This window comes from Micromonospora sp. NPDC049275 (assembly GCF_043197115.1).
In the GTDB taxonomy this organism is placed as follows: Bacteria; Actinomycetota; Actinomycetes; order Mycobacteriales; family Micromonosporaceae; genus Micromonospora.
Genome location: NZ_JBICSN010000013.1, coordinates 130,802 through 151,001 on the forward strand (window position 1 = coordinate 130,802; position 20,200 = coordinate 151,001).

At 72.8% G+C, this 20,200-nt stretch carries 15 protein-coding genes; 8 read left to right on the forward strand and 7 right to left on the reverse strand.

What is annotated here, in order from left to right; all coding sequences use genetic code 11:
• Positions 1-151 precede the first annotated feature (151 nt).
• The 5 genes from ACGFIE_RS27995 to hemB are packed head-to-tail and all read left to right on the forward strand — an operon-like array spanning position 152 to position 5,864.
• Complete coding sequence (locus tag ACGFIE_RS27995) at positions 152-922, forward strand: redox-sensing transcriptional repressor Rex (protein WP_363684463.1); 771 nt, start codon at positions 152-154, stop codon at positions 920-922.
• Positions 919-2,316 (forward strand): glutamyl-tRNA reductase, encoded by a 1,398-nt coding sequence (locus ACGFIE_RS28000; RefSeq protein ID WP_393300074.1) that lies wholly within the window; start codon positions 919-921, stop codon positions 2,314-2,316. The genes ACGFIE_RS27995 and ACGFIE_RS28000 overlap by 4 nt, the downstream gene beginning before the upstream one ends.
• Positions 2,313-3,281, forward strand: a complete 969-nt coding sequence (gene hemC, locus ACGFIE_RS28005; protein WP_393300077.1) for a hydroxymethylbilane synthase — start codon at positions 2,313-2,315, stop codon at positions 3,279-3,281. The genes ACGFIE_RS28000 and hemC overlap by 4 nt, the downstream gene beginning before the upstream one ends.
• Positions 3,278-4,858: a uroporphyrinogen-III synthase gene (locus tag ACGFIE_RS28010; protein WP_393300080.1), complete on the forward strand. Its 1,581-nt coding sequence runs from the start codon at positions 3,278-3,280 to the stop codon at positions 4,856-4,858. The genes hemC and ACGFIE_RS28010 overlap by 4 nt, the downstream gene beginning before the upstream one ends.
• A gap of 22 nt (positions 4,859-4,880) precedes the next feature.
• Positions 4,881-5,864: a porphobilinogen synthase gene (gene hemB, locus ACGFIE_RS28015; protein ID WP_393300083.1), complete on the forward strand. Its 984-nt coding sequence runs from the start codon at positions 4,881-4,883 to the stop codon at positions 5,862-5,864.
• Here hemB and ACGFIE_RS28020 read toward each other — a convergent pair.
• Positions 5,815-7,341 carry a DHA2 family efflux MFS transporter permease subunit gene (locus ACGFIE_RS28020; protein ID WP_393300086.1) on the reverse strand — a complete coding sequence of 509 codons (1,527 nt, stop codon included), beginning with the start codon at positions 7,339-7,341 and terminating at the stop codon, positions 5,815-5,817. The genes hemB and ACGFIE_RS28020 overlap by 50 nt on opposite strands.
• Before the next feature lie 8 nt (positions 7,342-7,349).
• Positions 7,350-7,925, reverse strand: a complete 576-nt coding sequence (locus ACGFIE_RS28025; RefSeq protein WP_393300089.1) for an NADPH-dependent FMN reductase — start codon at positions 7,923-7,925, stop codon at positions 7,350-7,352.
• 57 nt (positions 7,926-7,982) lie between these two features.
• Here ACGFIE_RS28025 and ACGFIE_RS28030 point away from each other — a divergent pair, with 57 nt between their 5' ends.
• The gene (locus ACGFIE_RS28030) at positions 7,983-8,330 is read left to right on the forward strand and encodes a MerR family transcriptional regulator (RefSeq protein WP_393300092.1); all 348 of its coding nucleotides are present in this window, start codon (positions 7,983-7,985) and stop codon (positions 8,328-8,330) included.
• 141 nt (positions 8,331-8,471) lie between these two features.
• Here ACGFIE_RS28030 and ACGFIE_RS28035 read toward each other — a convergent pair whose 3' ends face one another.
• The 3 genes from ACGFIE_RS28035 to ACGFIE_RS28045 form a co-directional block, all read right to left on the reverse strand.
• The gene (locus ACGFIE_RS28035; RefSeq protein WP_393300095.1) at positions 8,472-11,750 is read right to left on the reverse strand and encodes a lamin tail domain-containing protein; all 3,279 of its coding nucleotides are present in this window, start codon (positions 11,748-11,750) and stop codon (positions 8,472-8,474) included.
• Between the two features lie 92 nt (positions 11,751-11,842).
• Entirely contained in the window at positions 11,843-12,859 is a 1,017-nt protein-coding gene (locus ACGFIE_RS28040; protein ID WP_393300172.1) for a GNAT family N-acetyltransferase, read from the reverse strand.
• Between the two features lie 72 nt (positions 12,860-12,931).
• Positions 12,932-14,440 carry a lytic murein transglycosylase gene (locus tag ACGFIE_RS28045; RefSeq protein WP_393300098.1) on the reverse strand — a complete coding sequence of 503 codons (1,509 nt, stop codon included), beginning with the start codon at positions 14,438-14,440 and terminating at the stop codon, positions 12,932-12,934.
• A 38-nt stretch (positions 14,441-14,478) separates the two neighbouring features.
• Between ACGFIE_RS28045 and ACGFIE_RS28050 the strand changes: the two genes are divergently transcribed.
• Positions 14,479-14,688, forward strand: coding sequence for a zinc ribbon domain-containing protein (locus ACGFIE_RS28050; RefSeq protein WP_393300101.1), 210 nt, complete (start codon positions 14,479-14,481; stop codon positions 14,686-14,688).
• 153 nt (positions 14,689-14,841) lie between these two features.
• Positions 14,842-17,679 (forward strand): ATP-binding protein, encoded by a 2,838-nt coding sequence (locus ACGFIE_RS28055; protein WP_393300103.1) that lies wholly within the window; start codon positions 14,842-14,844, stop codon positions 17,677-17,679.
• Between the two features lie 115 nt (positions 17,680-17,794).
• On the opposite strand, the gene ACGFIE_RS28060 is transcribed toward ACGFIE_RS28055, so the two are convergent.
• Positions 17,795-18,334: a phospholipase gene (locus ACGFIE_RS28060; RefSeq protein ID WP_393300106.1), complete on the reverse strand. Its 540-nt coding sequence runs from the start codon at positions 18,332-18,334 to the stop codon at positions 17,795-17,797.
• A 174-nt stretch (positions 18,335-18,508) separates the two neighbouring features.
• Positions 18,509-20,167, reverse strand: a complete 1,659-nt coding sequence (locus ACGFIE_RS28065; RefSeq protein WP_393300109.1) for a glycoside hydrolase family 10 protein — start codon at positions 20,165-20,167, stop codon at positions 18,509-18,511.
• Between the last annotated feature and the right edge of the window lie 33 nt (positions 20,168-20,200).

Sequence of the window (20,200 nt, forward strand, 5' to 3'; positions counted from 1 at the left end):
GACAAGATCGCGATTTGTGCACGTCTTCACAAGCGCCTACTCTGTAGTTCCGACGCGCCCTGCTAGCACAGCCGGCAACCTCGGTCGCCAGCGGGAGTCCATAAGCGGCCGACCAGCGGAGTTGGCCGAGGATCGCACCGCACGGAGTCTCATGAGTCAGCACCGTCAGCCAGGTGCGCCCGGCCGCGCCGGTGCCGTACCGGCGCTCCCGGATCTTCCCGAGGCGACAGTCGCTCGGCTCCCGGAATACCTGCGCGCGCTGCACAACCTCGCCGACGCCGGGCACGAGACGATCTCCAGCGAGGGTCTCTCGGCCGCCGCCGGGGTCAACTCCGCCAAGCTCCGCAAGGACCTCTCCCACCTCGGCTCGTACGGCACCAGGGGCGTCGGCTACGACGTAGCGCTGCTGATCGAGCAGATCGAGTACGTGCTCGGGCTCACTCAGCGTCGTGCTGTCGCCCTGGTGGGCGTGGGTAATCTCGGTCACGCTCTGGCCGGCTACGACGGCTTCGCCAGCCGGGGCTTCCGGATCGCCGCACTGCTCGACGCCGATGCCTCCCGGGTCGGTGAAGAGATCAACGGCCTGGTTGTCAGGCATGTCGACGAGCTGCCGGCGGTCGCCACGGAGGAATCCATCGCGATCGGCGTGATCGCCACCCCGGCCGCGGCGGCCCAGCGGGTCGCCGATCAGCTGGTCGCGGTCGGCGTGACGAGCATCCTCAACTTCGCGCCGTGCGTACTCTCTGTTCCGGAGGGGGTCGACGTGCGCAAGGTCGACCTCGCCATCGAGCTGCAGATCCTGTCCTTCCACGAGCACCGCAAGGCGTCGCTGACCGCGCTGCCCGCCACCGGCGGGTCCGCTCTCACCGCCCTGCCCGGCGGGCTCTCGGCCACCGACACCCAGGAGGCGATCGGCACGTGAAACTGCTCGTCGTCGGCGCGTCCTACCGGACCGCCCCGGTCGCCACGCTGGAGCAGCTGGCCGTGCCCCCCGCCGACCTCACCCGCACCCTGGACCGCCTGGTCGCCCAGCCGTACGTGAGCGAGGCGGCGCTCGTCTCCACCTGCAACCGGGTGGAGGTCTACGCCGCCGTGTCCGGTTTCCACGGCGGGCTCGGTGACATCTGCGCCGTCCTGGCCGAGCAGGCCGGCAGCTCGCCGGCGTCGCTCGCCAGCCACCTCTACGTGCACTACGACACCGCCGCCGTGGACCACGTCTTCCGGGTCGCCACCGGGCTGGACTCGATGGTCGTGGGCGAGGCGCAGATCCTCGGCCAGCTGCGCGACGCGTACCACTGGGCCACCGGCGCCGACTCGGCCGGCCGTCTGCTGCACGAGCTGATGCAGCAGGCGCTGCGCGTCGGCAAGCGGGCCCACGCCGAGACCGGCATCGACCGGGCCGGCCAGAGCGTCGTCACCGCCGCGCTGGAGCTGGCCGCCGGGCACCTCGACGGCGACCTCGCCGGCCACCCGGCCCTGGTGATCGGGGCCGGCGCGATGGGGTCGCTCGGAGTGGCCACGCTCTCCCGGCAGGGCGCCGGGCCGCTCACCGTCACCAACCGGGGCGCCGACCGTGCCGTCCGGCTCGCCGAGTCGTACGGGGCGGCCGCCGCGCCGATGACCGAGCTGGCCGCCACGCTCTCCACAGTGGACATCGTAGTGGCCGCCACCGCGTCCACCGAACCGGTCCTCACCCGGGCGGTGGTCAGCGCCGCGCTCGCCGAGCGGGGTCCCTCGCGGGGGTCGCTGGTCCTGCTCGACCTGGCCGTTCCCCGCGACGTCGAGGAGGGCGTCGCCGACCTGCCCGGCGTCGAGGTGATCGACATCGACCGGATGGCGGCGCTGCTCGCCGACGGTCCGGCCGCGGCCGACGCGGCCGCCGTCGAGCGGATCGTGCTCGGCGAGGTGGAGGGTTTCCTCACCTGGCTGCGCGGCGCCGACGTGGCACCCACCGTGGCGGCGCTGCGCGGTCGCGCCGACGACGTCGTGGCCGCCGAGCTGCGTCGTCTGGCCCAGCGCCGCCCCGACCTCGGCGACGACCTGCGAGCCGAGGTGGCCCGTACGGTGCACCGCGTGGTGCAGCGACTGCTGCACCAGCCCACCGTCAAGGTCCGCCAGCTCGCGGCCGAGCCCGGCGGCGACCAGTACGCGGCCCTGCTGCGCGAGCTGTTCGACCTCCAGGTGCCGCAGACCTCGCCGGTGGACACCGTCCCCGACGTGTTGAGCCCCGACCTCGGCATGGCACTGCCCGGCGCCGAGCCGCCGTCCGACCCCGACACCGTCGAGCCGACCCCGCCCGCCGGAGGTGCGCGATGACCACCCCCCTGCGCCTCGGCACCCGGGGCAGCGCCCTGGCGATGGCCCAGTCCGGCCAGATCGCCGAGGCGTTGACCGCCGCCACCGGCCGCCCGGTCGAGCTGGTGGAGGTGGTCACCGCCGGTGACCGCTCCAGCGCTCCGGTGCACCGGCTCGGCGTCGGGGTCTTCGTCTCCGCGCTGCGCGACGCGCTGACCGCCCGGACCATCGACTTCGCGGTGCACTCCTACAAGGATCTGCCCACGGCCGCCGCCGCCGGGCTGCACATCGCGGCCGTGCCGGCCCGTCAGGACCCGCGCGACGCGCTGATCGCCCGGGGTGGCCGCACGCTCGCCGAGCTGCCACCGGGAGCCACCATCGGCACCGGCGCGCTGCGCCGCATCGCCCAGCTGCACGCGCTCGGCCTGCAGCTGGAGGTCACCCCGATCCGCGGCAACGTGGACACCCGGCTGGGGCGGGTACTCGGCCCCGAGGCCGACCTGGACGCCGTCGTACTGGCCCGGGCCGGCCTGGCCCGGCTCGGCCGGGCCGATGTGATCACCGAGACGCTGGACCCGATGCTCATGCTGCCCGCGCCCGCCCAGGGCGCCCTGGCCGTGGAGTGCCGGATCGACGACCAGGATCTGGTCGAGCTGCTCGCGGTGCTGGACCACGCACCGTCGCACACCGCGGTCACCGCGGAGCGCGCGTTGCTGGCAACCCTGGAGGCCGGGTGCAGCGCACCCGTCGCCGCCTATGCCGAACTCGCAGAAGGCGAGGACGGCGATGAGATCTACCTGCGCGGGGCGGTGATCAGCCCGGACGGCACTCGTGACCTCCGGCTGTCCCGCACCGGAACGCCCGCCGACGCGGCGGAGATCGGTAAGGCACTCGCCGCCGAACTCCTCGAACTCGGCGCCGACTCGATCCTCGGCCACGAAGGACACACCGGCCCGGGGACCCAGCAATTTGGGAGCACAGAATGACCCGCACCCGTAAGCCCGTCGGCCGTATCGCGTTCGTCGGGGCGGGCCCCGGCGACCCGGGCCTGCTGACCCGCCGGGCGCACGACGCCCTGGTCGACGCCGACCAGGTGATCTACGACCGGGGAGTCCCGGAGTCGTTGCTCTCCGTCGTCCGCGCCGAGGCCAGAGACGACGCCGAGTTCACCCCGGCCGAAGGCGCGCCGGGGGATGTGGCGAAGGTGCTGATCTCCGCTGCCCGGTCCGGGCTGAACGCGGTGCACCTGGTTGCCGGTGACCCGTTCGGCCACGACTCCGTGGTCAAGGAGGTGCAGGCGGTGGCCCGCACCGCCGCCCACTTCGAGGTGGTCCCCGGCGTCGGCCAGGCCGAGGGCGTCGCCACCTACGCGGGGGTTCCGCTGCCGGGTGTGCGTACCGCCGCCGACGTCGAGGACGTCAGCACGCTGGACTTCGACGCGCTGGCCGCGGCCGTGGGCCGGGGTTCGCTCGCGCTCGCGGTCGACGCCGGTGACCTCGCCGCCGTCCGGGACGGCCTGCTGGCCGCCGGGGTGGACGGCACCACGGGTGTCGGGGTGACCGGCGACGGCACCGGCGAGACCCAGTACACGACCACGTCGACCGTGGACAGCTTCGTGGCCGCCGCGCTCGGCTTCACCGGCCGGGTGGTGCTCACCGTCGGCGCGGGCGTGGGCCAGCGCGACAAGTTGAGCTGGTGGGAGAACCGCCCGCTGTACGGCTGGAAGGTGCTGGTGCCCCGCACCAAGGAGCAGGCCGGCGCGATGAGCGCGCGGCTGCGGGCGTACGGGGCGATCCCGTGCGAGGTGCCGACCATCGCGGTCGAGCCTCCGCGCACCCCGGCGCAGATGGAGCGGGCCGTCAAGGGCCTGGTCGACGGCCGGTACGCCTGGGTGATCTTCACCTCGGTGAACGCCGTCCGCGCCGTCTGGGAGAAGTTCGCCGAGCACGGTCTGGACGCCCGGCACTTCGGCGGCGTCAAGATCGCCTGCATCGGCGAGGCGACCGCGGACGCGGTGCGCGCGTTCGGCATCCAGCCGGAGCTGATCCCCGCCGGGGAGCAGTCCTCCGAGGGCCTGCTGGCCGAGTTCTCGCCGCACGACGAGATCCTCGACCCGGTCGGCCGGGTGCTGCTGCCGCGCGCCGACATCGCCACCGAGACGCTCGCCGCCGGGCTCACCGAGCGCGGCTGGGAGGTCGACGACGTGACCGCGTACCGGACGGTGCGGGCCGCGCCGCCGCCCGCCGAGATCCGGGACGCGATCAAGTCGGGCGGGTTCGACGCGGTCCTCTTCACGTCTTCTTCCACAGTGCGGAACCTGGTCGGCATCGCCGGGAAGCCGCACGCGCGGACTGTTGTTGCCGTGATTGGGCCCAAGACGGCGGAGACCGCGACGGAGTTCGGCCTTCGGGTCGACGTCCAGCCACCGCACGCCTCGGTGCCCGACCTGGTGGAGGCGCTCGCCGCCTACGCCGTCGAGCTGCGCGAGAAGCTGGCCGCCATGCCGGCCAAGCAGCGCCGCGGCTCGAAGGTGCAGGGGCCGACCGCCCTCCGCTTCCGGTAGTCGTCTTCAGGAGGGCCCTTCCATGTCGTACCCCGAGATCCGGCCCCGCCGCCTGCGCCGCACCCCGGCGATCCGCCGGCTGGTGTCCGAGACCCGGGTCGACCCGGCCGAGCTGGTCGTGCCGATGTTCGTCAAGGAGGGGCTCACCGAGCCGCGGGCCATCGGGTCGCTACCGGGGGTGCTTCAGCACTCCCGGGACTCCCTGCGCAAGGCGGCCACCGAGGCGGTCCAGGCGGGTGTCGGTGGGATCATGCTCTTCGGGGTGCCCGAGCGGCGTGACCCGACCGGGTCCGGCGGCATCGACCCGAACGGCATCCTGAACGTCGCCATCCGCGACGTGGTGGCCGAGGTGGGCGACAGCACGGTCGTGATGAGCGACCTGTGCCTGGACGAGTTCACCTCGCACGGGCACTGCGGTGTGCTCACCCCCGGCGGTGAGGTGGACAACGACGCCACGCTGGCCGCGTACGCCGAGATGGCGGTGGCCCAGGCCGCCGCCGGGGTCCACATGGTCGGGCCGTCCGGGATGATGGACGGCCAGGTCGGCGTGGTCCGCCGGGCGCTCGACGCCGCCGGCCACCAGGATGTGTCGGTGCTGGCGTACGCGGTGAAGTACGCGTCGGCGTTCTTCGGCCCGTTCCGGGATGCGGTGGAGTCGGCGCTGGAGGGCGACCGGCGGGCCTACCAGCAGGACCCGGCCAACCTGCGGGAGTCGCTGCGCGAGGTGGAGCTCGACGTCGCCGAGGGCGCCGACCTGGTGATGGTCAAGCCGGCGCTGCCCTACCTCGACGTGGTGTCGGCGGTGCGGGCCGCGGTGGACGTCCCGGTCGCCGCCTACCAGGTCTCCGGGGAGTACGCCATGGTCGAGGCGGCCGCCGCGAACGGCTGGATCGACCGGGAGCGGGTCATGCTGGAGACGCTCACCTCGATCAAGCGGGCCGGCGCGCAGATCATCCTCACCTACTGGGCGGTCGAGGCCGCGGGTCTGCTCCGCCAGCGCTACTGACCGACTCCACGGATCCCGGCGGGTCGACCGCCCCGTCGGCACCCGCGACGGCGGCCGGAAGTCGCCGGCTGGTCAGCCAGGCGAGCGCCAACAGCACTGCCGACACCGCCAGCGCGAGTCGGGTGGCCTGCGCCAGCTCCGGGGCGAGGTCGAGCCGGCTGGCCGGGTCGAGCCGGTTGGCGGCCGTGATGCCCCCGCCGCCGAGGCTCGGGGCGAGCCGGTCCGTCAGCCAGGACAGGGTTGCGGCGATCAGGGCGGTGCCGGCCGCCACCGAGGTGTGCGACACGGTGGTGAGCAGCGTGGAGCCGGACGGCAGGTCGTCGGGCGGAAGCGACCGGCTGGCCGCCGTCATCGTCGGCATCAGCGTCGCACCCATGCCCAGGCCGATGACCGCACCGAGCGTGGCCAGCAGCGGGTACGACGTGTCGGCGTCGAGCACCAGCACCCGGGCCACCGTGCCGGCCACCGCGGTGGCGATGCCGAACCCGACGACCCGTCGCGCCGACACGCGGTCGACGAGCCGGGTCGCGACCTGGAGCATCAGCCCGGTGGTCAGCGCCTGCGGGATGCCGATCATCCCGGCGAGAGTGGCCGAGTCACCGCGTACCACCTGCACGTAGGCCGGGATGATCAGGAACGAGCCGAAGTATCCGGCCGCGAAGAGGGCCACCGTCGCGGCGCCCGCGGCCATCCCCGGGAAGCGCAGCACGGTCAGGCGCAGCAGTGGCTGCCGGATCCGGCCGGCCCGCCAGGCGAAGGTGACCACCAGCGCGGCGCCGAGGGCGAGCGGCAGCAGCACGGACGCGGTGACGACCCCGCCCCGCTCGCCGGTGACGCTGAGCCCGTAGACCGCCAGCGCCAGGCCGGGGCTGAGCAGCAGGAGCCCGACGACGTCCAGCCGGACCGGTGGGCGTCGCGGGTTGGCGACCGGCAGCACCGACCGGCCGAGCCACACCGCCAACAGCCCCACCGGCAGGTTGATCCAGAAGATCCACCGCCAGGACGCGTGATCGAGCAGCAGCCCACCCAGCACCGGCCCGATCAGGGGCCCGATCAGCACCGGAAGGCCGAGCAGGCTCATCATCCGTCCGCGCCGCCCGGGCGGCACCGCAGCGAGCGCGACGGCCATCCCGACCGGGTTGAGCAGTCCGCCACCCAGCCCCTGGAGCACCCGGAACGCGATAAGCGACTCGACGTTCCAGGCGGCCCCGGCCAGCACGGAGCCGGCGGTGAACAGCAGCAGCGCGGTCAGGTAGGTGCGGCGGGCGCCGAAGCGGCCGATCGCCCAGGCGGCGGTGGGCATCACCGCGACGAGGGCGAGCGCGTAGCCGCTGGTGACCCAGCCGATCGTCGTGAGGTCGGTGTCGAGGTCGTCGACCAGGTTCGGCAGGGCCACCACCGTGACAGTGGTGTCGATCACCGCGAGCAGGCCACCCAGGGTCAGGTACCAGCCGAGCCGTCGTGCGGACGCGTCCATGTCGCGGCTCAGGGCCGGACCCGGCGGGCGGCGCGCAGCGCCTCGGCCCACCAGGCCAGCTCGCTCAGGGTGGCGTCGGCGGCCTGCCGCAGCGGCTCGTCGTCGACCAGCCGACCGGTGGCGTCGAGCCGTTCCCAGGGCGCCCGGAGCACCACCCCGGAGCGGGTCGTGGCGGCCTGCACCTCGGCGAAGACCAGGCGGAGCTGCTCGACCGCGCGGATGCCGCCGGAACCGGCGCCGTACGACACGAAGGCCACCGGCTTGCGGGCCCACTCCCGGTAGTGCCAGTCGATGGCGTTCTTCAGGGCGGCCGGGAAGCTGTGGTTGTACTCGGGTGTCACCACCACGAACGCGTCGGCAGCGGCCAACCGGGCACTGATCGGGCTGGCCGCATTGCCGCCCGGAGGGGTGTCGGCGAAGGGCAGCGGCACCTCGGCGAGGTCGACGAGGTCCAGGTCGAGGTCCCCGCGGCGGCCCGCGTGGGCGACGAACCAGTCGGCGATCGAGCGGCCCACCCGAGGTTGACGGACGCTCCCGACGAGCACGGCGACGGTCGGCGGTGCGGTGTCCTCTTGCGTAGTCATGTCTCGGACGCTAGGACTTGAAGTAATGGTGAAGTCAATGGCGGCGGGGGAGTGGCGATGGGCACGTTGACGGTCGGCGAGGTGGCCCGGGAGAGCGGGGTCAGCGGCTCCGCCGTGCGGTTCTACGAGCGGCAGGGCCTGATCTCGGCTGCCCGCACCGGCGGCAACCAGCGGCGCTTCGACTCCGACGCGGCCTGCCGGATCAGGGTGGCGCGAGTGGCCCAGCGCATCGGCCTGACCGTCAACGACATCCGCGACCTACTCGCGGCCCTGCCACCCGACCCCCAGCCGGCCGACTGGCAGGGTCTGCACGATCGGCTGACCGCCGAGGCCGAGCGGCGCATCCGCGCCCTGCACGAGGCACTTGACGACATCGGCTCCGGCCGCCGCCTCTGCGACCTCTGACCCCCTGGTGGCCGCGGCCCACGGCAAGATCGCCCGGGGCCCACGGCAAGATCGTGCCCAAACACGGATGTAGTGGCCTCCTGGTCGCCGGAAGCCACTACATCCTGGATCGAGCACGATCATCCGAGCACGAGCGGGACCTCAGTCGTCGTTGCCGATCGTGCCGACCGCCAGCGGATCGGTCAGCCGCAGGCCGGGCACACCGGCCACCAGCAGGGTCAGCTTCTCGTCCGACTCGCGCCTGCGGTCACCCCGCACCGTCACCGGGAACGCCACCGCCGTCTGACCGGCGGCCAACACCCGGCAACCGGTGTACGAGTCGAAGTCCGAGCCCGCCTGCGCCGTGAGCCCGACGGTTGCGGCGCAGAGCAGCACGGGCTGGGACAGCGGCCGGGACACGGTCGCCGTGAAGGTGAGCTGCCGGGTGCCCTGGTCGCCCTCGACGACTGTGACATCGGCGACGGTCAACGACGCCCGGGACCGGAAACGGGCCACCTGTGGGTCGTGGTCGCTGGACCCCCGCGACCCGTCACCTGTGAACTCGGCCGGCCAGTCGGCGTTGACGTGCGCCGCCCGTACCTGCACCAGGTCACCGTAGAGCGCGTCGTTGACGAACAGGTGGTCGAGCGTCTGCGCCTGCCCCTCGAAGCTGTACGAGTAGGCCGACGCCGGCACCTGGGCGACGAGGGTGTCCCACAGGTTGTGCAGGCCCGCCTCGTAGAGCGGGGCGAGTTGGTCCGACGGCGTCGGCAGGCTGCCGGTGGCGATGGGATCGTCCGGGCGGGGGAAGACGTTCAGGTCCCCGCCGTAGACCACCCGGGCGCTCTGGTCGGTCGCCTCGATCGCTGTCACGATCGCCGCGCCGTACGCCGCCTGCTCCCGCCGCTGCCCGATCCGACCGTCGGGGCCGGAGGAGTAGTGGTTGCTCAGCGCGTACAGCGTGAACCGCTCGGTCGAGCCGGGTGCCGCGGCCACCGAGAACTTGCCCAACTGGGGTGCGCGGGTGAAGACGTTGTTCCCGTCCTTGCCTGTCGACGTGTCCACGTCGGCCGGCAGCACCGCGTTGAGGGCCTTCGGGTTCTGCACGTCGGCGTTGCCCGGCAGCCCCGCAGCCCGGTACTGGACCGCCGGCGCCGAGCCCAGCAGCGGGTCGCCAGCCGTCGCGGCCGCCAACGACAGCCGGTCGGTGCGGTACAGGAACGCGGCGGTGATACCGCGGGCGTCCGCACCGGTCCGGTCATAGGCAGCGGCGTACGCCGGCCCGCCGGCCGTCGCCACCGCGAGCGCCAACTCCTGGATGCTGTCCGGAGCGCCGTCGGCGTTGTTGGTGTCGCCGCAGGCCAGCGCCGCCCCGGATACCGTGCAGATGTCCTGGTCCTCGGCCTCCTGCACCAGGATCAGATCGGGCGCGTGCAGATCGGAGACGATCTGGTCGGCGAGCGACGTCAGGTGCTCCCGGTAGTCCGCCTCGCTGCTCGGCACGTAGTCGAACGGGGGGTCGACACCCGGGCAGCCGGCGTTACCGGTGAAGTCGCAGCCGTCGAACGGGTCGTCACGGTAGTCGTACAGGTTCTCCACGTTGTACGTGGCGACCGCGACCTCCTGGGAACGGTCGGCAGGCTTCGGCGGGTTGTTCTTCGACGGGTCGGCCCCGGCGTCGAACTCGGCCCGCTCGACCTGCACGCCGTACTTCTCGAACGAGTAGTAGACGCCGCCCACCGCGTCCGCGCGCAGCGTGTCGAAGGTGTGCGCCGGCGGGAGCAGCGCGGTGCTGTCCCCGGTGGTGCCCTTCACTCCCATGCTGCCGAGCAGCACGCGCTGACCGTTGCCGTCGTCGAAGCGCCGGGTCGGGTCGTTGTCCAGCGGGTGCGAGTCCCGGAAGACCCGCCGGGCGTACGGGTCGGCGCGGTCCAGCAGCGGATCGTCCCGGTCGACCACCCACAGCTCCGCGTCCGCCGTGGACGAGAAGACGTCCCGGCCGCTCACCGCGCCGCTGCCCGCCCGTACGCGTAGCCGGGCGCCCTCGTGCCGCTCCCAGAAGCGCTGCGCGTCGGCCAGCTCGACCGGCGGCACCGCGTCGGTCACAGTGACCGTCGTGTCCACGTCCAGGCCGGTGGCGATCCGGCGGACCAGCGACGCCCCGGAGAGCTGGGTGAAGGTGTAGTACTCCGACACCCGGGCCCGCAGCACGACCTCGTCGCCGACCGTCGGGACGTAGCCGCCGATCAGCGAGGTGAACGCGCCCATGAACACGAAGATGCCGTCGGAGCTGGTCGGGTCACCGTCGGTGTCACCGCTGCGGCTCTGCAGGAAGAACCCGTGCTGCTCCGCGCCGGCCGACGTACGGGCAAGCGTCAACTGGGTGATCACGCCACGGACGTCGTACATCGTGCTGCTGGTGCCGTTGCCGCTCGCCGGTGCGAGCGGCGACCTGTCGGCGGGGCCGGACTCGGTGTCGGTGGTCGGACCCTGCACCTCGCCGACGGTCAGCTCCCGGGTCACCTGCACCGCAAGCGCGCAGGTGGCGGTGCCACCGCCCGCGTCGGTAGCGGTCACGGTGACGGTGTACGCCCCGGCGGCGAGGTCGGCGCTCGCGCCGATCGTGGCGCGAGCGGTGCCGCCCACCTGCTCGGCGGGGGTGAGGGCGGTACGGGTGATCGAGCCGGAGGTGGGGCTCGGGCTGACCGCGGTCACCGCCAGGTCGACGATCGTGTCGTCGGGGTCGGTGGCGGTCACCTCGCGGCTCGCCGCCGTTCCACCGGCGGTGACCAGGGGACCGCCGCAGGTAAGCGTGGCCGGCACGTCGGCCGGCCCACCGCCGTCCACGGTGTGCGAGCCGAGGCCGTCGAAGGTGTCGACCGGGAGACCGGCCCACTGCGCGGCGGGGTCGAACGCGTCCGACGGGTCGGTGTCGCCCGCCGTCACCGAGGGCAGCCGGCGCAGCGTGTTGTCGGCCGTGCTGGTCGCCCCGGCGCCCCACTCGGCACCCGGGTCGACGCCCACCTGGCCGATCGAGTCGAGCACCGTGGTGCCCCGGCGCAGCACGATCGCGTCGTCGCCGTTGAACAGGCTCGCCCCGGTGGTCTGGTCGGCCTGGGCGAGGATGGCCGCCCCCGCCGAGGCGCTGGCGAACACGAACGCGTCCCCGGCGGCCACGTTCCCGGTCAGCGCGATGGTGGTCGCCGTGGTGGCGCCGTTGAAGTAGAGCTGGAGCTGGTAGCCGCCCGCGGTGAGGTCGACGGCGGCGCCGGTGCCGTTGAACAGCTCGATCGCCTTGTTGTTCGACGAGCCTTCGACGTACTCCGAGATGAACAGGTCGGTGGGCGCGGCGCTGGCCGCGGTGGGTGTGACGCCGAGGGCCGTGACGGTCACTGCGGCGGTGGCGATCGCGAGCGCTGCTGTCGTGCGGCGCGGACGCATAGGGCCTCCACGATGGGTGGATGGGAGTCAACGCACGTTAAGGTGCGTAACCGTCCATCGTCCATCCCCCACCGGACAGTTTCGTGAATTCCTCAGCGGGACTGGTCGAGCCGGTGTACCAGCTCGGCGACGTCGACGCTGTATTCGCACCAGTCCCGGTCGGGCCGGTAGCCCAGCTCCGCGTTGACCTTGAGCATCGCCTCGTTGGCCTGAGCGTTCCAGGTCTGCACCTCGGCCAGCTCCGGCTCGGCGGAGCGCAGCTCCAGCAGCATCCGCGCCTTGATGGCTCGGTCGATGCCGTAACCCCTGTGGTCCTGCGCGACGATCGTGTCGTACTGGTCGGCGCGGGTCGGATGCTGCGCCGGCACCACGACCTCGGTCAGGCCGGCCACCTCGCCGCTCTGCTCGTGCCGGGCCAGGACGATGTACGGCTTCATGCCCCGCCGATGCAGGGTGTCCAGGCTGTCCCGCAGCCGCTCCGGGTCGTACGAGCTGGGGCGCAACTCGCCGTCGTCGACGTCACGCACCTCGGCCTTGGCCCGCGCGTACGACTCGATCAGGTCGTCCGGTGGCCCACCGGGGTAGAACTCCAGGTGGTAGCCCGCGCCGATCCCGCTGGCCATGTCGGTCAGCTCGGCCCAGTCCACCGAGGTCAGGTCGAGCACGCTGCGAGTCTCCACGTACTCCCGGCTGAAGCCGAGCGACTCGTAGAAGCCCACCGCCGGCGTGTCGCCGACCACCTCGACCCCGATCGACTGGAAACCCTCCTGGTAGACGCGCCGGGCGGCGCGCAACACCAGCTCACGGCCGAGACCGCTACGTCGGACGGAGGGATGCACCAACACCTCGAGCACCCCGATGTCGCCCAGGAGCAGCACGTGGACCTGCCCGAGAACGGTGCCCGGCTCGCCGGGATCGCTCGGCTCGGCCTGGGCGAGCCAGGAGATCCGCCGCTCACCGGGCATCACCTCGGCGAGATACTCCCGCAGGGAGGTCTCCCGCCATGGTGGGTCCTGCGGTAGATCTGCCGCCAGCACCGCGTTCAGCGCGGTCAGCAGCGACGCGATCTCGGCGGACGAGGCGGTCCTGGGGTCCCACTCGCGCACCATCACCCGTCTAGCTTGCCGCTAACGGCTGCTTGGGGGAAGTGTCCAGTTCTCCAAAGTACGCGGACGATCACATCAGGTGCGGCTGGCCCGTCCGTACCGGTCAGCGGTGTCGTAGACGGCCTGGGCGTACCGGCGCACGTCGTTGTACGACAGGATCGCGTTCCACCAGTCGCCCGGAATGCTCAGATTGCGGCCGCCCTTGCACAGGTAGTTGCCGGCCGCCAGAGCGGCGTCGTCCAGGTCGTGCGGGTCCTTGCGGCCGTCGTTGTCGGCGTCCGCGCCGATCTCCTCCCAGGTCGTCGGAATGAACTGCATCGGCCCGATCGCGCGGTCGAAGACGCTGTCATTGTCGAGGGCCCCGCGATCGGTGTCGATGATCCGCATCCGGCCGCCGTTGCCGTCCAACGGCGGCCCGAAGATCTGGGGCAGCGCCTTGCCGTCCGATCCCAACCGTGCGCCGTTGACCGAGCCGTGCCCGGACTCGACCTGGCCGATCGCGGCCAACGTCGTCCAGCTCAACGCGCAACTGCGGTTGGTCTGGGCGAGCACCAGCTCGGCGTACCCGTACGCCTGCACGGCCGTCGCGGGAATGTTGAGCCTGGCCCCGACCTGCTGCGCCCAAGCGGCCAGGGCGTCCGAGGGACGACCGCCGACGGTCGGCCCGGTCGGCATGCCGCCGCTCGGGAACGCTCCGGTGGGAAGCGGCCCGGTCGGCAGGGGGCCGGTCGGACGCGGGTCGAGCGGCAACGCCGACGGTACGGCCACGGTCGGCGCGGTCGTGACGTCGGCCGCCGCCGGTCGGGACCCGCGGATGGTCGCTGGGACGAGCAACGCCCCCGCCGCGGCGGTCGCGGCCACCAGGGCCAGCAGGAAGACCCCCGGAACCGTGAGCCGACCGCTGGGCCGGCGGGACCAGGCGCGGGTCGCCCGCGCGGCGGTCACCGCGGCCTGACGTGGCGGTGGCAGGCGTACGGCGTGCGCGAACGGCATTCGCCGCCGCCGGCCACGCTCGGCTGTCGGCACCACGGCGACACCGTCCACCCTGGTCGCCGTCAGGTCGGCGGCGGCAGCGTCCACCGCGCCCGGGGCTGTCGCGGTGTCGGTCTTCGCGTTGTCGGTCTTCGCGTTGTCGGTCTTCGCGACGTCGCCCTCGGCGTCGGCGCGTTTCGGGCTCCCGGCCTTCGACTCGTCGGCTGCCGCGTCGGCGCTGCCAGCTTCGGCGTCGTCGGCGTCCACGGTTGAGGCGTCCGCGGCGGCGGTTGGTGCGGCGGCGGTGGTGTCCGAAGAGGTCCTCGCTGCGGCGAGATCGCCAGTGGCGGACTCTTCCGGCCGGTCACCGGTCGCGGCATCGAGGCTCGGCGAGACGGCCGGCGTGGTGGTCACCGACGCCGCGGGCGCCGCGGTCTTCGCGTCGGGTGTGCGGCCGCCCAGCCACGGCCGGCGGGGGCGGGGCACGGCCGAGGGCACCGGATCCGGCGCGGCGCCCGACTCGGCCAGCGGCCCGTCCAGCGGCGCGGCCGGTCGAAGCGGTCGCACACGCGTCTTGTCCTCGCCGTCCACCACCCGTCGAGTATCACTCATCTCCCCGGCGGGCGTCAGGCCCACGTACCCTGGTCGCCATGCCCCGGTACGAGTTCCGCTGCCGCGCCTGCGGCGACACGTTTGAGGTCAACCGTCCGATGGCGGAGGCCGGCGCGCCGGCCACCTGCCCGCAGGGCCACGTCGACACGGTCAAGCTCCTCTCGGCGGTGTCGGTCAGCGGCCGGAGCGCGGGTGGCGCGCAAGCTCCCGCGGGCGGCGGCTGCTGCGGTGGCGCCTGCGGCTGCTGAGCCTGTCGTTCCGGTGGCCAGCTGGTGGGCTGGCCTTGCCGGGAGCGGGTTCTAGTGGCACTTTGAGGCGGCACGTGCCCGGCCGTTCTCACGATGCGTGACCGCCCGGAGTCAGGCAGCATGAACCCGACGTCACGGGCGGAGGTTCCACGCATGTCGCCACGGATCCAGCTCCCGAGCGGTTGGGTGACCTTCGTGTTCACCGACATCGAGGGCTCGACCCGGCTGGCCCAACTGCTCGGCGCGGACTACCGCCCGGTGCTCGCCGAGCACCGCCGGTTGCTGCGCCGCACCCTGGCCGCCACCGGTGGCGCGGAGCTGCTGACCGAGGGCGACTCGTTCTTCCTGGCCTTCGATGACGCGGCGGCGGCGTTGACCGCCTGCCTGACGGCCCAGCGGGCGTTGGCAAGCCACGACTGGCCCACCGCGGAGGCTGCGCCCCGGGTACGGATGGGCCTGCACACCGGCTACGCCGAGCCCCGCGACGGGGAGTACGCGAGCCCCGAGGTGCACCGGGCGGCCCGGGTCGCCGCGGCCGCGCACGGCGGGCAGGTGCTCTGTTCGGCGTCCACCGCCCGCCGGGCCGATCCGCTGCCACCGGGTGCCACCCTGCTGGACCTGGGCCTGCACCGGCTGCGGGGCTTCGACGACCGGGAGCGGCTGTTCCAACTGGTCGCCCCCGGCCTGGAGCGACAGTTCCCCCGCCCCCGCACCGCCGACGCGGTGGCGCACAACCTGCCGACCCAGGTGACGTCGTTCGTCGGGCGGCAGGTGGAGCGCGCCGAGCTGGGCCGGCTGCTGGAGCAGCACCGGTTGGTCACCGTGCTGGGCGCGGGCGGCGCCGGCAAGACCCGGCTCGCCGTGGAGTTGGCCGGTGGCGTGGTCGAGGCGTACCCGGATGGGGTGTGGTTCGTCGACATCGCCGCGGTGACCGACCCGGGGTTGGTGGCGTTCGCCATCGCCGCGGTGCTCGGGCTGCGACCCGAGCCGGGCCGCCCGATGCTGGACACCCTGGTCGAGTACGCGGCCGCCCGCCGGATGCTCGTCGTGCTGGACACCTGCGACACGCAACCGGCGGCCTGCGGCGAGGTCATCTCGCGGCTCCTCTCCGGCGGGGGCGGTGTGCGCGTGCTGGCGACCAGCCGCGAGTCCTTCAGCCTGCCCGGCGAGGTGGTGTGGCGGATTCCGCCGCTCTCGGTCGACCCCTGCCCGGACGGCGCGGAGAGCGACGCGGTCGCGCTGCTGCTGGACCGTACGGCCGCCGCCCGTGGCGGTCGGCGGCCGGACCCGTCCGAGTCGGCCGACCTGCGTCGTGTGGTGCAGCGGCTGGACGGGCTGCCTCTCGCCATCGAGTTGGCGGCCGCCCGGCTGCGGGTGCTCTCCGTGGGTCAGCTCGCCGAGCGGTTGGACGACGTCCTCGGCACGCTGGACGCGGGTCGTGAGGATCCGGATCCGCCGCCGGTGGAGCGGGGTTGGTCCGGCAACCAGCAGGACACCGTGGACCTGGTGGCCGCGGCGATCGGGACACCGCCGCCCACCCCGGCGAGCAGGGCCGTGCAGCGCTCGGCCACCGAACGGCACCTGACCATGCAGGCCACCGTCACCTGGTCGTACCGGACGTTGGGGCCACGGGCCGCGCGGCTGTTGCGCTGGCTGGCGGTCTTCGCGGGGCCGGTGGATCTGCCGACGGTGGAGTGGTTGCTGGGCGACGATCCGCTGGATCCACTGTCGGTGCTGGTGGACAAGTCGATGGTGTTGGCCGAGCCGCGCGCCGCTGGCAGCTCGTACCGGATGCTCGACCCGATCCGGGCGTACGCGGCGCGGCGGCTGGCCGAGGCGGGTGAGGAGCAGGCTGCCCGTAACCGGCACGTGGCCTGGTCGGCGCACGCGCTGGAGCGGGCGCACCTGGGCCCGGACGGCCGTCCGGTGACGTTGTCGCTCTACTCCCTCGACCCGCTGGCCGACGAGCTGCGGGCGGCGCTGCGGTGGTGCGCCACGGGTGGCAGCGCCCGTGCCGGTCTCCGTCTGGCCGGTGGGCTGGACCAGTGGTGGCGCGAGCGCGGGCTGGCCCGGGAGGGTCGGCTCTGGCTGTTCCGGCTGTACGGGCGGATCGCCGAGACCGGCGAGCGCATCCCGGACGCCGAGCTGGCGGCGGCGTACCACATGCACTCGCTGCACGCCGGCGCCGACGGCGAGTTCGCCGAGGAGTTGCGCTACTCGCAGCGGGCGGAGGCGGCCGCGCGGCAGGCGGGCGACTCCGGGCTGCTGGCTCGGGTGCTCGCCGGCCGGGCCGCGCCGCTTGTGGACATGGGCCAGTTCTTCGAGGCCGAGCGGGTCTGTCGGGAGGTCATCGACTGGGCGCACGGGCAGGACGTGGTCGGTGAGGCGCTGTTCGCGGTGTTCAGCCTGGCCGAGCTGCTGTGGCGGCGTGGCGCGTTGGACGAGGCGGCGGAGTTGCTGGGAGCGGCGCGTCCGGTGGAGGCCGCCCGGCCGGTCGAGCGGGGTCGGCGTTCGGTGGACATGCTGCTCGGGATGGTCGCGCTGGCCCGGGGCGACGTGATCGCCGCGCACGAGCACCTGCTGGTGGCGCTGCGCTCGCGGATGGGTCACGGCTACCACGGCCGGGCATGCGACACGCTCAACGCGATCGCGGTGCGCTGCGCTCTCAGTGGGGACCGGTTGACAGCCGCGCGGCTGTTCGGGGCGGCGCAGGCCACCCGGGCGAGCATGCGAGCGACGCCGGGCATCTACGGCGGCTACTGGGCCGAACAGCAGGCGGAGCTGCGGTCGATGGCGGGTGACGCGGCGTTCGACGACGCGTACGGGGAGGGCGCCGAGATGGGCCTGGACGAGGCCGTTGCGCTGGCGCTCGACGTGGAACACCCGGATCTGGCAGCGGATTCGACTCGCTTCAGCACCGACCTGTCCCCCCACCACGCACAACCCCCCGCCCACCCCGCCCACCCGGCGACCCGAACGGAACGCGCCTGACCTCTCGCCGTTGATCATGAAGTTATTGCCGCGACACGCCGGGCGGACGGGCAATAACTTCATGATCACCGCGTGGGGGTTGGGGGTGGGGTGGGGGTGGGGGGGTGGGGTGGGGTTAGTGGGTGCGGGCGCGGGCTTCTGCTTCGGTCTTTAGGCGGGCGGCGCGGTCTATGTCGGCTTGTTGGACCGCCGCTACCGAGCCGAAGATGTGGACGGCCTGGTAGTACGTCCAGGCCAGGCTGTAGCAGGCCGGGCGGACGACCGCGTTGTACGTGACGCACACCCGCTTCAGGTCTGCGTAGAAGGCGTTGTCCAGGCGGGCTTTGTTGGCGGAGAACTGGCCGGCCGCCTTGTAGTTGCGGTAGCCGAAGTCGTGCCGGTAGCAGCCCAGGTTGAAGGTGAACCCGAGCGGGTTGTCCGGGCTGGACGAGCAGTAGTCGGTGGACCAGTTGAAGGCGTACTCGACCCAGGGTGCCCGGTTGACGCGGGCGTTGTTCCACGAGTTGTAGCTGGACGCGCTGGTCTGGGTCCAGCTCGACAGCACGGACAGTTTCTCTGCGGGGGTGACGGCGGCGGCGGCGGGGGAGGCGACGGTGAGGGTGGCGAGCAGCGCGAGCGCGCCCGAGGCGAACAGGGTGGCGATACGTCGGGGCACAGGTGACCTCCGCGGGGTGAGCGGTGGGACGGAAGTTACCGGCGGGTTACCGGATGTCGACAAGTTTCGATCAAGGGGTCGACCAGCGGGAATGCGCCTCGCGAACTATTGGTGACATGTGTCGAAACAGGCGAATGCCCCGGACGTGCGGGACGTCCGGGGCATTCGGGCGGGTCAGCGCAGAACGAACGCCGGCAGGCTGGCCGGGCTCTCGTTTGCGCTACGGTCCAGCGCGGTCACCCGATAGGTGTAGCGCCGGCCGGGCTCGGCCGACGTGTCCACCCAGGACTGGCCGCCGCCGAGGGTGGCCCGGACGGTGTCGACCAGGTGTGCGGCGTCCGCGGTGCCGCACCGGCCGGGCACTGTGGTGCCGTCGAACCGGTAGATCGCGTACGACGTGGCGGTGCCCAGCGGGCCCACGCCGTCGGCGGGCTGACGCCAGGTCAGCCGTACTCCGTCGGCCTGTCGGGCCGCCCTGGTGACCACCGGGAAGAGCAGCGGCTTGGCCGGCAGGTGCGGCATTGTCGGCACGAGGGCCGGGCGGGAGTAGTGCTCGGCCGCGTAGATGTCGGTGGCGCCGAGCCGGTTGGCCCGCACCTGGACGGCCGAGAAGTGCACGTTGCCCTGCACCTCGGGGTACGACCGGTTGAGCGTCAGGTGGTCGGACAGCTCACGCGGGTTCTGCCAGTACGGCCCGTACGCCGGATCGCCGCTCTTGTAGTCGGCCTGGCCGATGTAGAGCTGGACACGGGTGCCGCGCACGGTCTCGGCCCACCACGGGACCAGCCGCGCGTAGTCGGCGGCCGGGTACTGGCCGATGTACCAGTAGAGCTGCGGCACCACGTAGTCGATCCACTCCTGCTTGATCCACTTTCGGGTGTCGGCGGAGATGATGTCGTACGACTGGCTGCCGGTGGTGTCCGAGCCGAGCGGGTCGGCGGTCTTGTTGCGCCAGATGCCGAACGGGCTGACGCCGAACTTCACCCACGGCTTCGCCGCCTTGATCTTGCCGTTCATCTCCTGGATCAGCAGGTTGATGTTGTCCCGCCGCCAGTCGGCCCGATCCGTGAAGCCCCGGTTGTACGCCGCGAAGGTGGCGTCGTCGGGCACCTGGTAGGTGCCGCTGGGGTAGGGGTAGAAGTAGTCGTCGAAGTGCACGCCGTCGATGTCGTACCGCTTGACCGCGTCCATCATCGCGGTCTGCACGAACTCGCGGACCTCGGGAATGCCGGGGTTGTAGTAGAGCCGGCTGCCGGCCACGCCGGCCGGCGGGTAGGCGAAGGTCCAGTCGGGGTGCTGCCGGGCCGGGTGGCCGGGGGCGAGCTGGGCGAGGTCGGTGCCGGCACCGCCGGGGGCCGGCATGGAGACGCGGTACGGGTTGAACCAGGCGTGGAACTCCAGGTTGCGCTTGTGCGACTCGTCGACGAGGAAGGCCAGCGGATCCCAGCCCGGGTCCTGGCCGCGTACGCCGGTCAGGTACTCCGACCACGGCTCGTACGGCGAGGGCCAGAGCGCGTCGGCGGTCGGTCGGACCTGCACCACGACGGCGTTGTGGTGCAGCCGTTCGGCGAGGTCGAGCAGTTCCCGGTACTCGGCCTGCTGGGCGGCGACCCGGTCCGGGCTGGTCTGGGACGCCTTGCTGGGCCAGTCGATGTTGACCACCGACGAGATCCACATCGCCCGGAACTGTCGTTTCGGCGTGGCCGGGTCGGTGACGCAGGTGGTGGTGGCGGCATCGGTCGCGGCGCTCGCGGGGTTGGCGGGCGCGGCGGCGACAAGCGTGCCGAGCAGGGCTGCGACCAGCCCGGCCGCTCCGAGTCGAGGTGCCTTCATGCGGTGTGTCCCTTCGGTGGGGCTCCCGGTGCG

Excerpts from the sequence above, each read along its gene's own strand:
- ACGFIE_RS27995 (WP_363684463.1), top strand. The coding sequence starts at position 152 with ATGAGTCAGCACCGTCAGCCAGGTGCGCCCGGCCGCGCCGGTGCCGTA.
- hemC (WP_393300077.1), top strand. The coding sequence starts at position 2,313 with ATGACCACCCCCCTGCGCCTCGGCACCCGGGGCAGCGCCCTGGCGATG.
- ACGFIE_RS28010 (WP_393300080.1), top strand. The coding sequence starts at position 3,278 with ATGACCCGCACCCGTAAGCCCGTCGGCCGTATCGCGTTCGTCGGGGCG.
- hemB (WP_393300083.1), top strand. The coding sequence starts at position 4,881 with ATGTCGTACCCCGAGATCCGGCCCCGCCGCCTGCGCCGCACCCCGGCG.
- ACGFIE_RS28020 (WP_393300086.1), bottom strand. The coding sequence starts at position 7,341 with ATGGACGCGTCCGCACGACGGCTCGGCTGGTACCTGACCCTGGGTGGC.
- ACGFIE_RS28025 (WP_393300089.1), bottom strand. The coding sequence starts at position 7,925 with ATGACTACGCAAGAGGACACCGCACCGCCGACCGTCGCCGTGCTCGTC.
- ACGFIE_RS28030 (WP_393300092.1), top strand. The coding sequence starts at position 7,983 with ATGGGCACGTTGACGGTCGGCGAGGTGGCCCGGGAGAGCGGGGTCAGC.
- ACGFIE_RS28035 (WP_393300095.1), bottom strand. The coding sequence starts at position 11,750 with ATGCGTCCGCGCCGCACGACAGCAGCGCTCGCGATCGCCACCGCCGCA.
- ACGFIE_RS28040 (WP_393300172.1), bottom strand. The coding sequence starts at position 12,859 with ATGGTGCGCGAGTGGGACCCCAGGACCGCCTCGTCCGCCGAGATCGCG.
- ACGFIE_RS28045 (WP_393300098.1), bottom strand. The coding sequence starts at position 14,440 with ATGAGTGATACTCGACGGGTGGTGGACGGCGAGGACAAGACGCGTGTG.
- ACGFIE_RS28050 (WP_393300101.1), top strand. The coding sequence starts at position 14,479 with ATGCCCCGGTACGAGTTCCGCTGCCGCGCCTGCGGCGACACGTTTGAG.
- ACGFIE_RS28055 (WP_393300103.1), top strand. The coding sequence starts at position 14,842 with ATGTCGCCACGGATCCAGCTCCCGAGCGGTTGGGTGACCTTCGTGTTC.
- ACGFIE_RS28065 (WP_393300109.1), bottom strand. The coding sequence starts at position 20,167 with ATGAAGGCACCTCGACTCGGAGCGGCCGGGCTGGTCGCAGCCCTGCTC.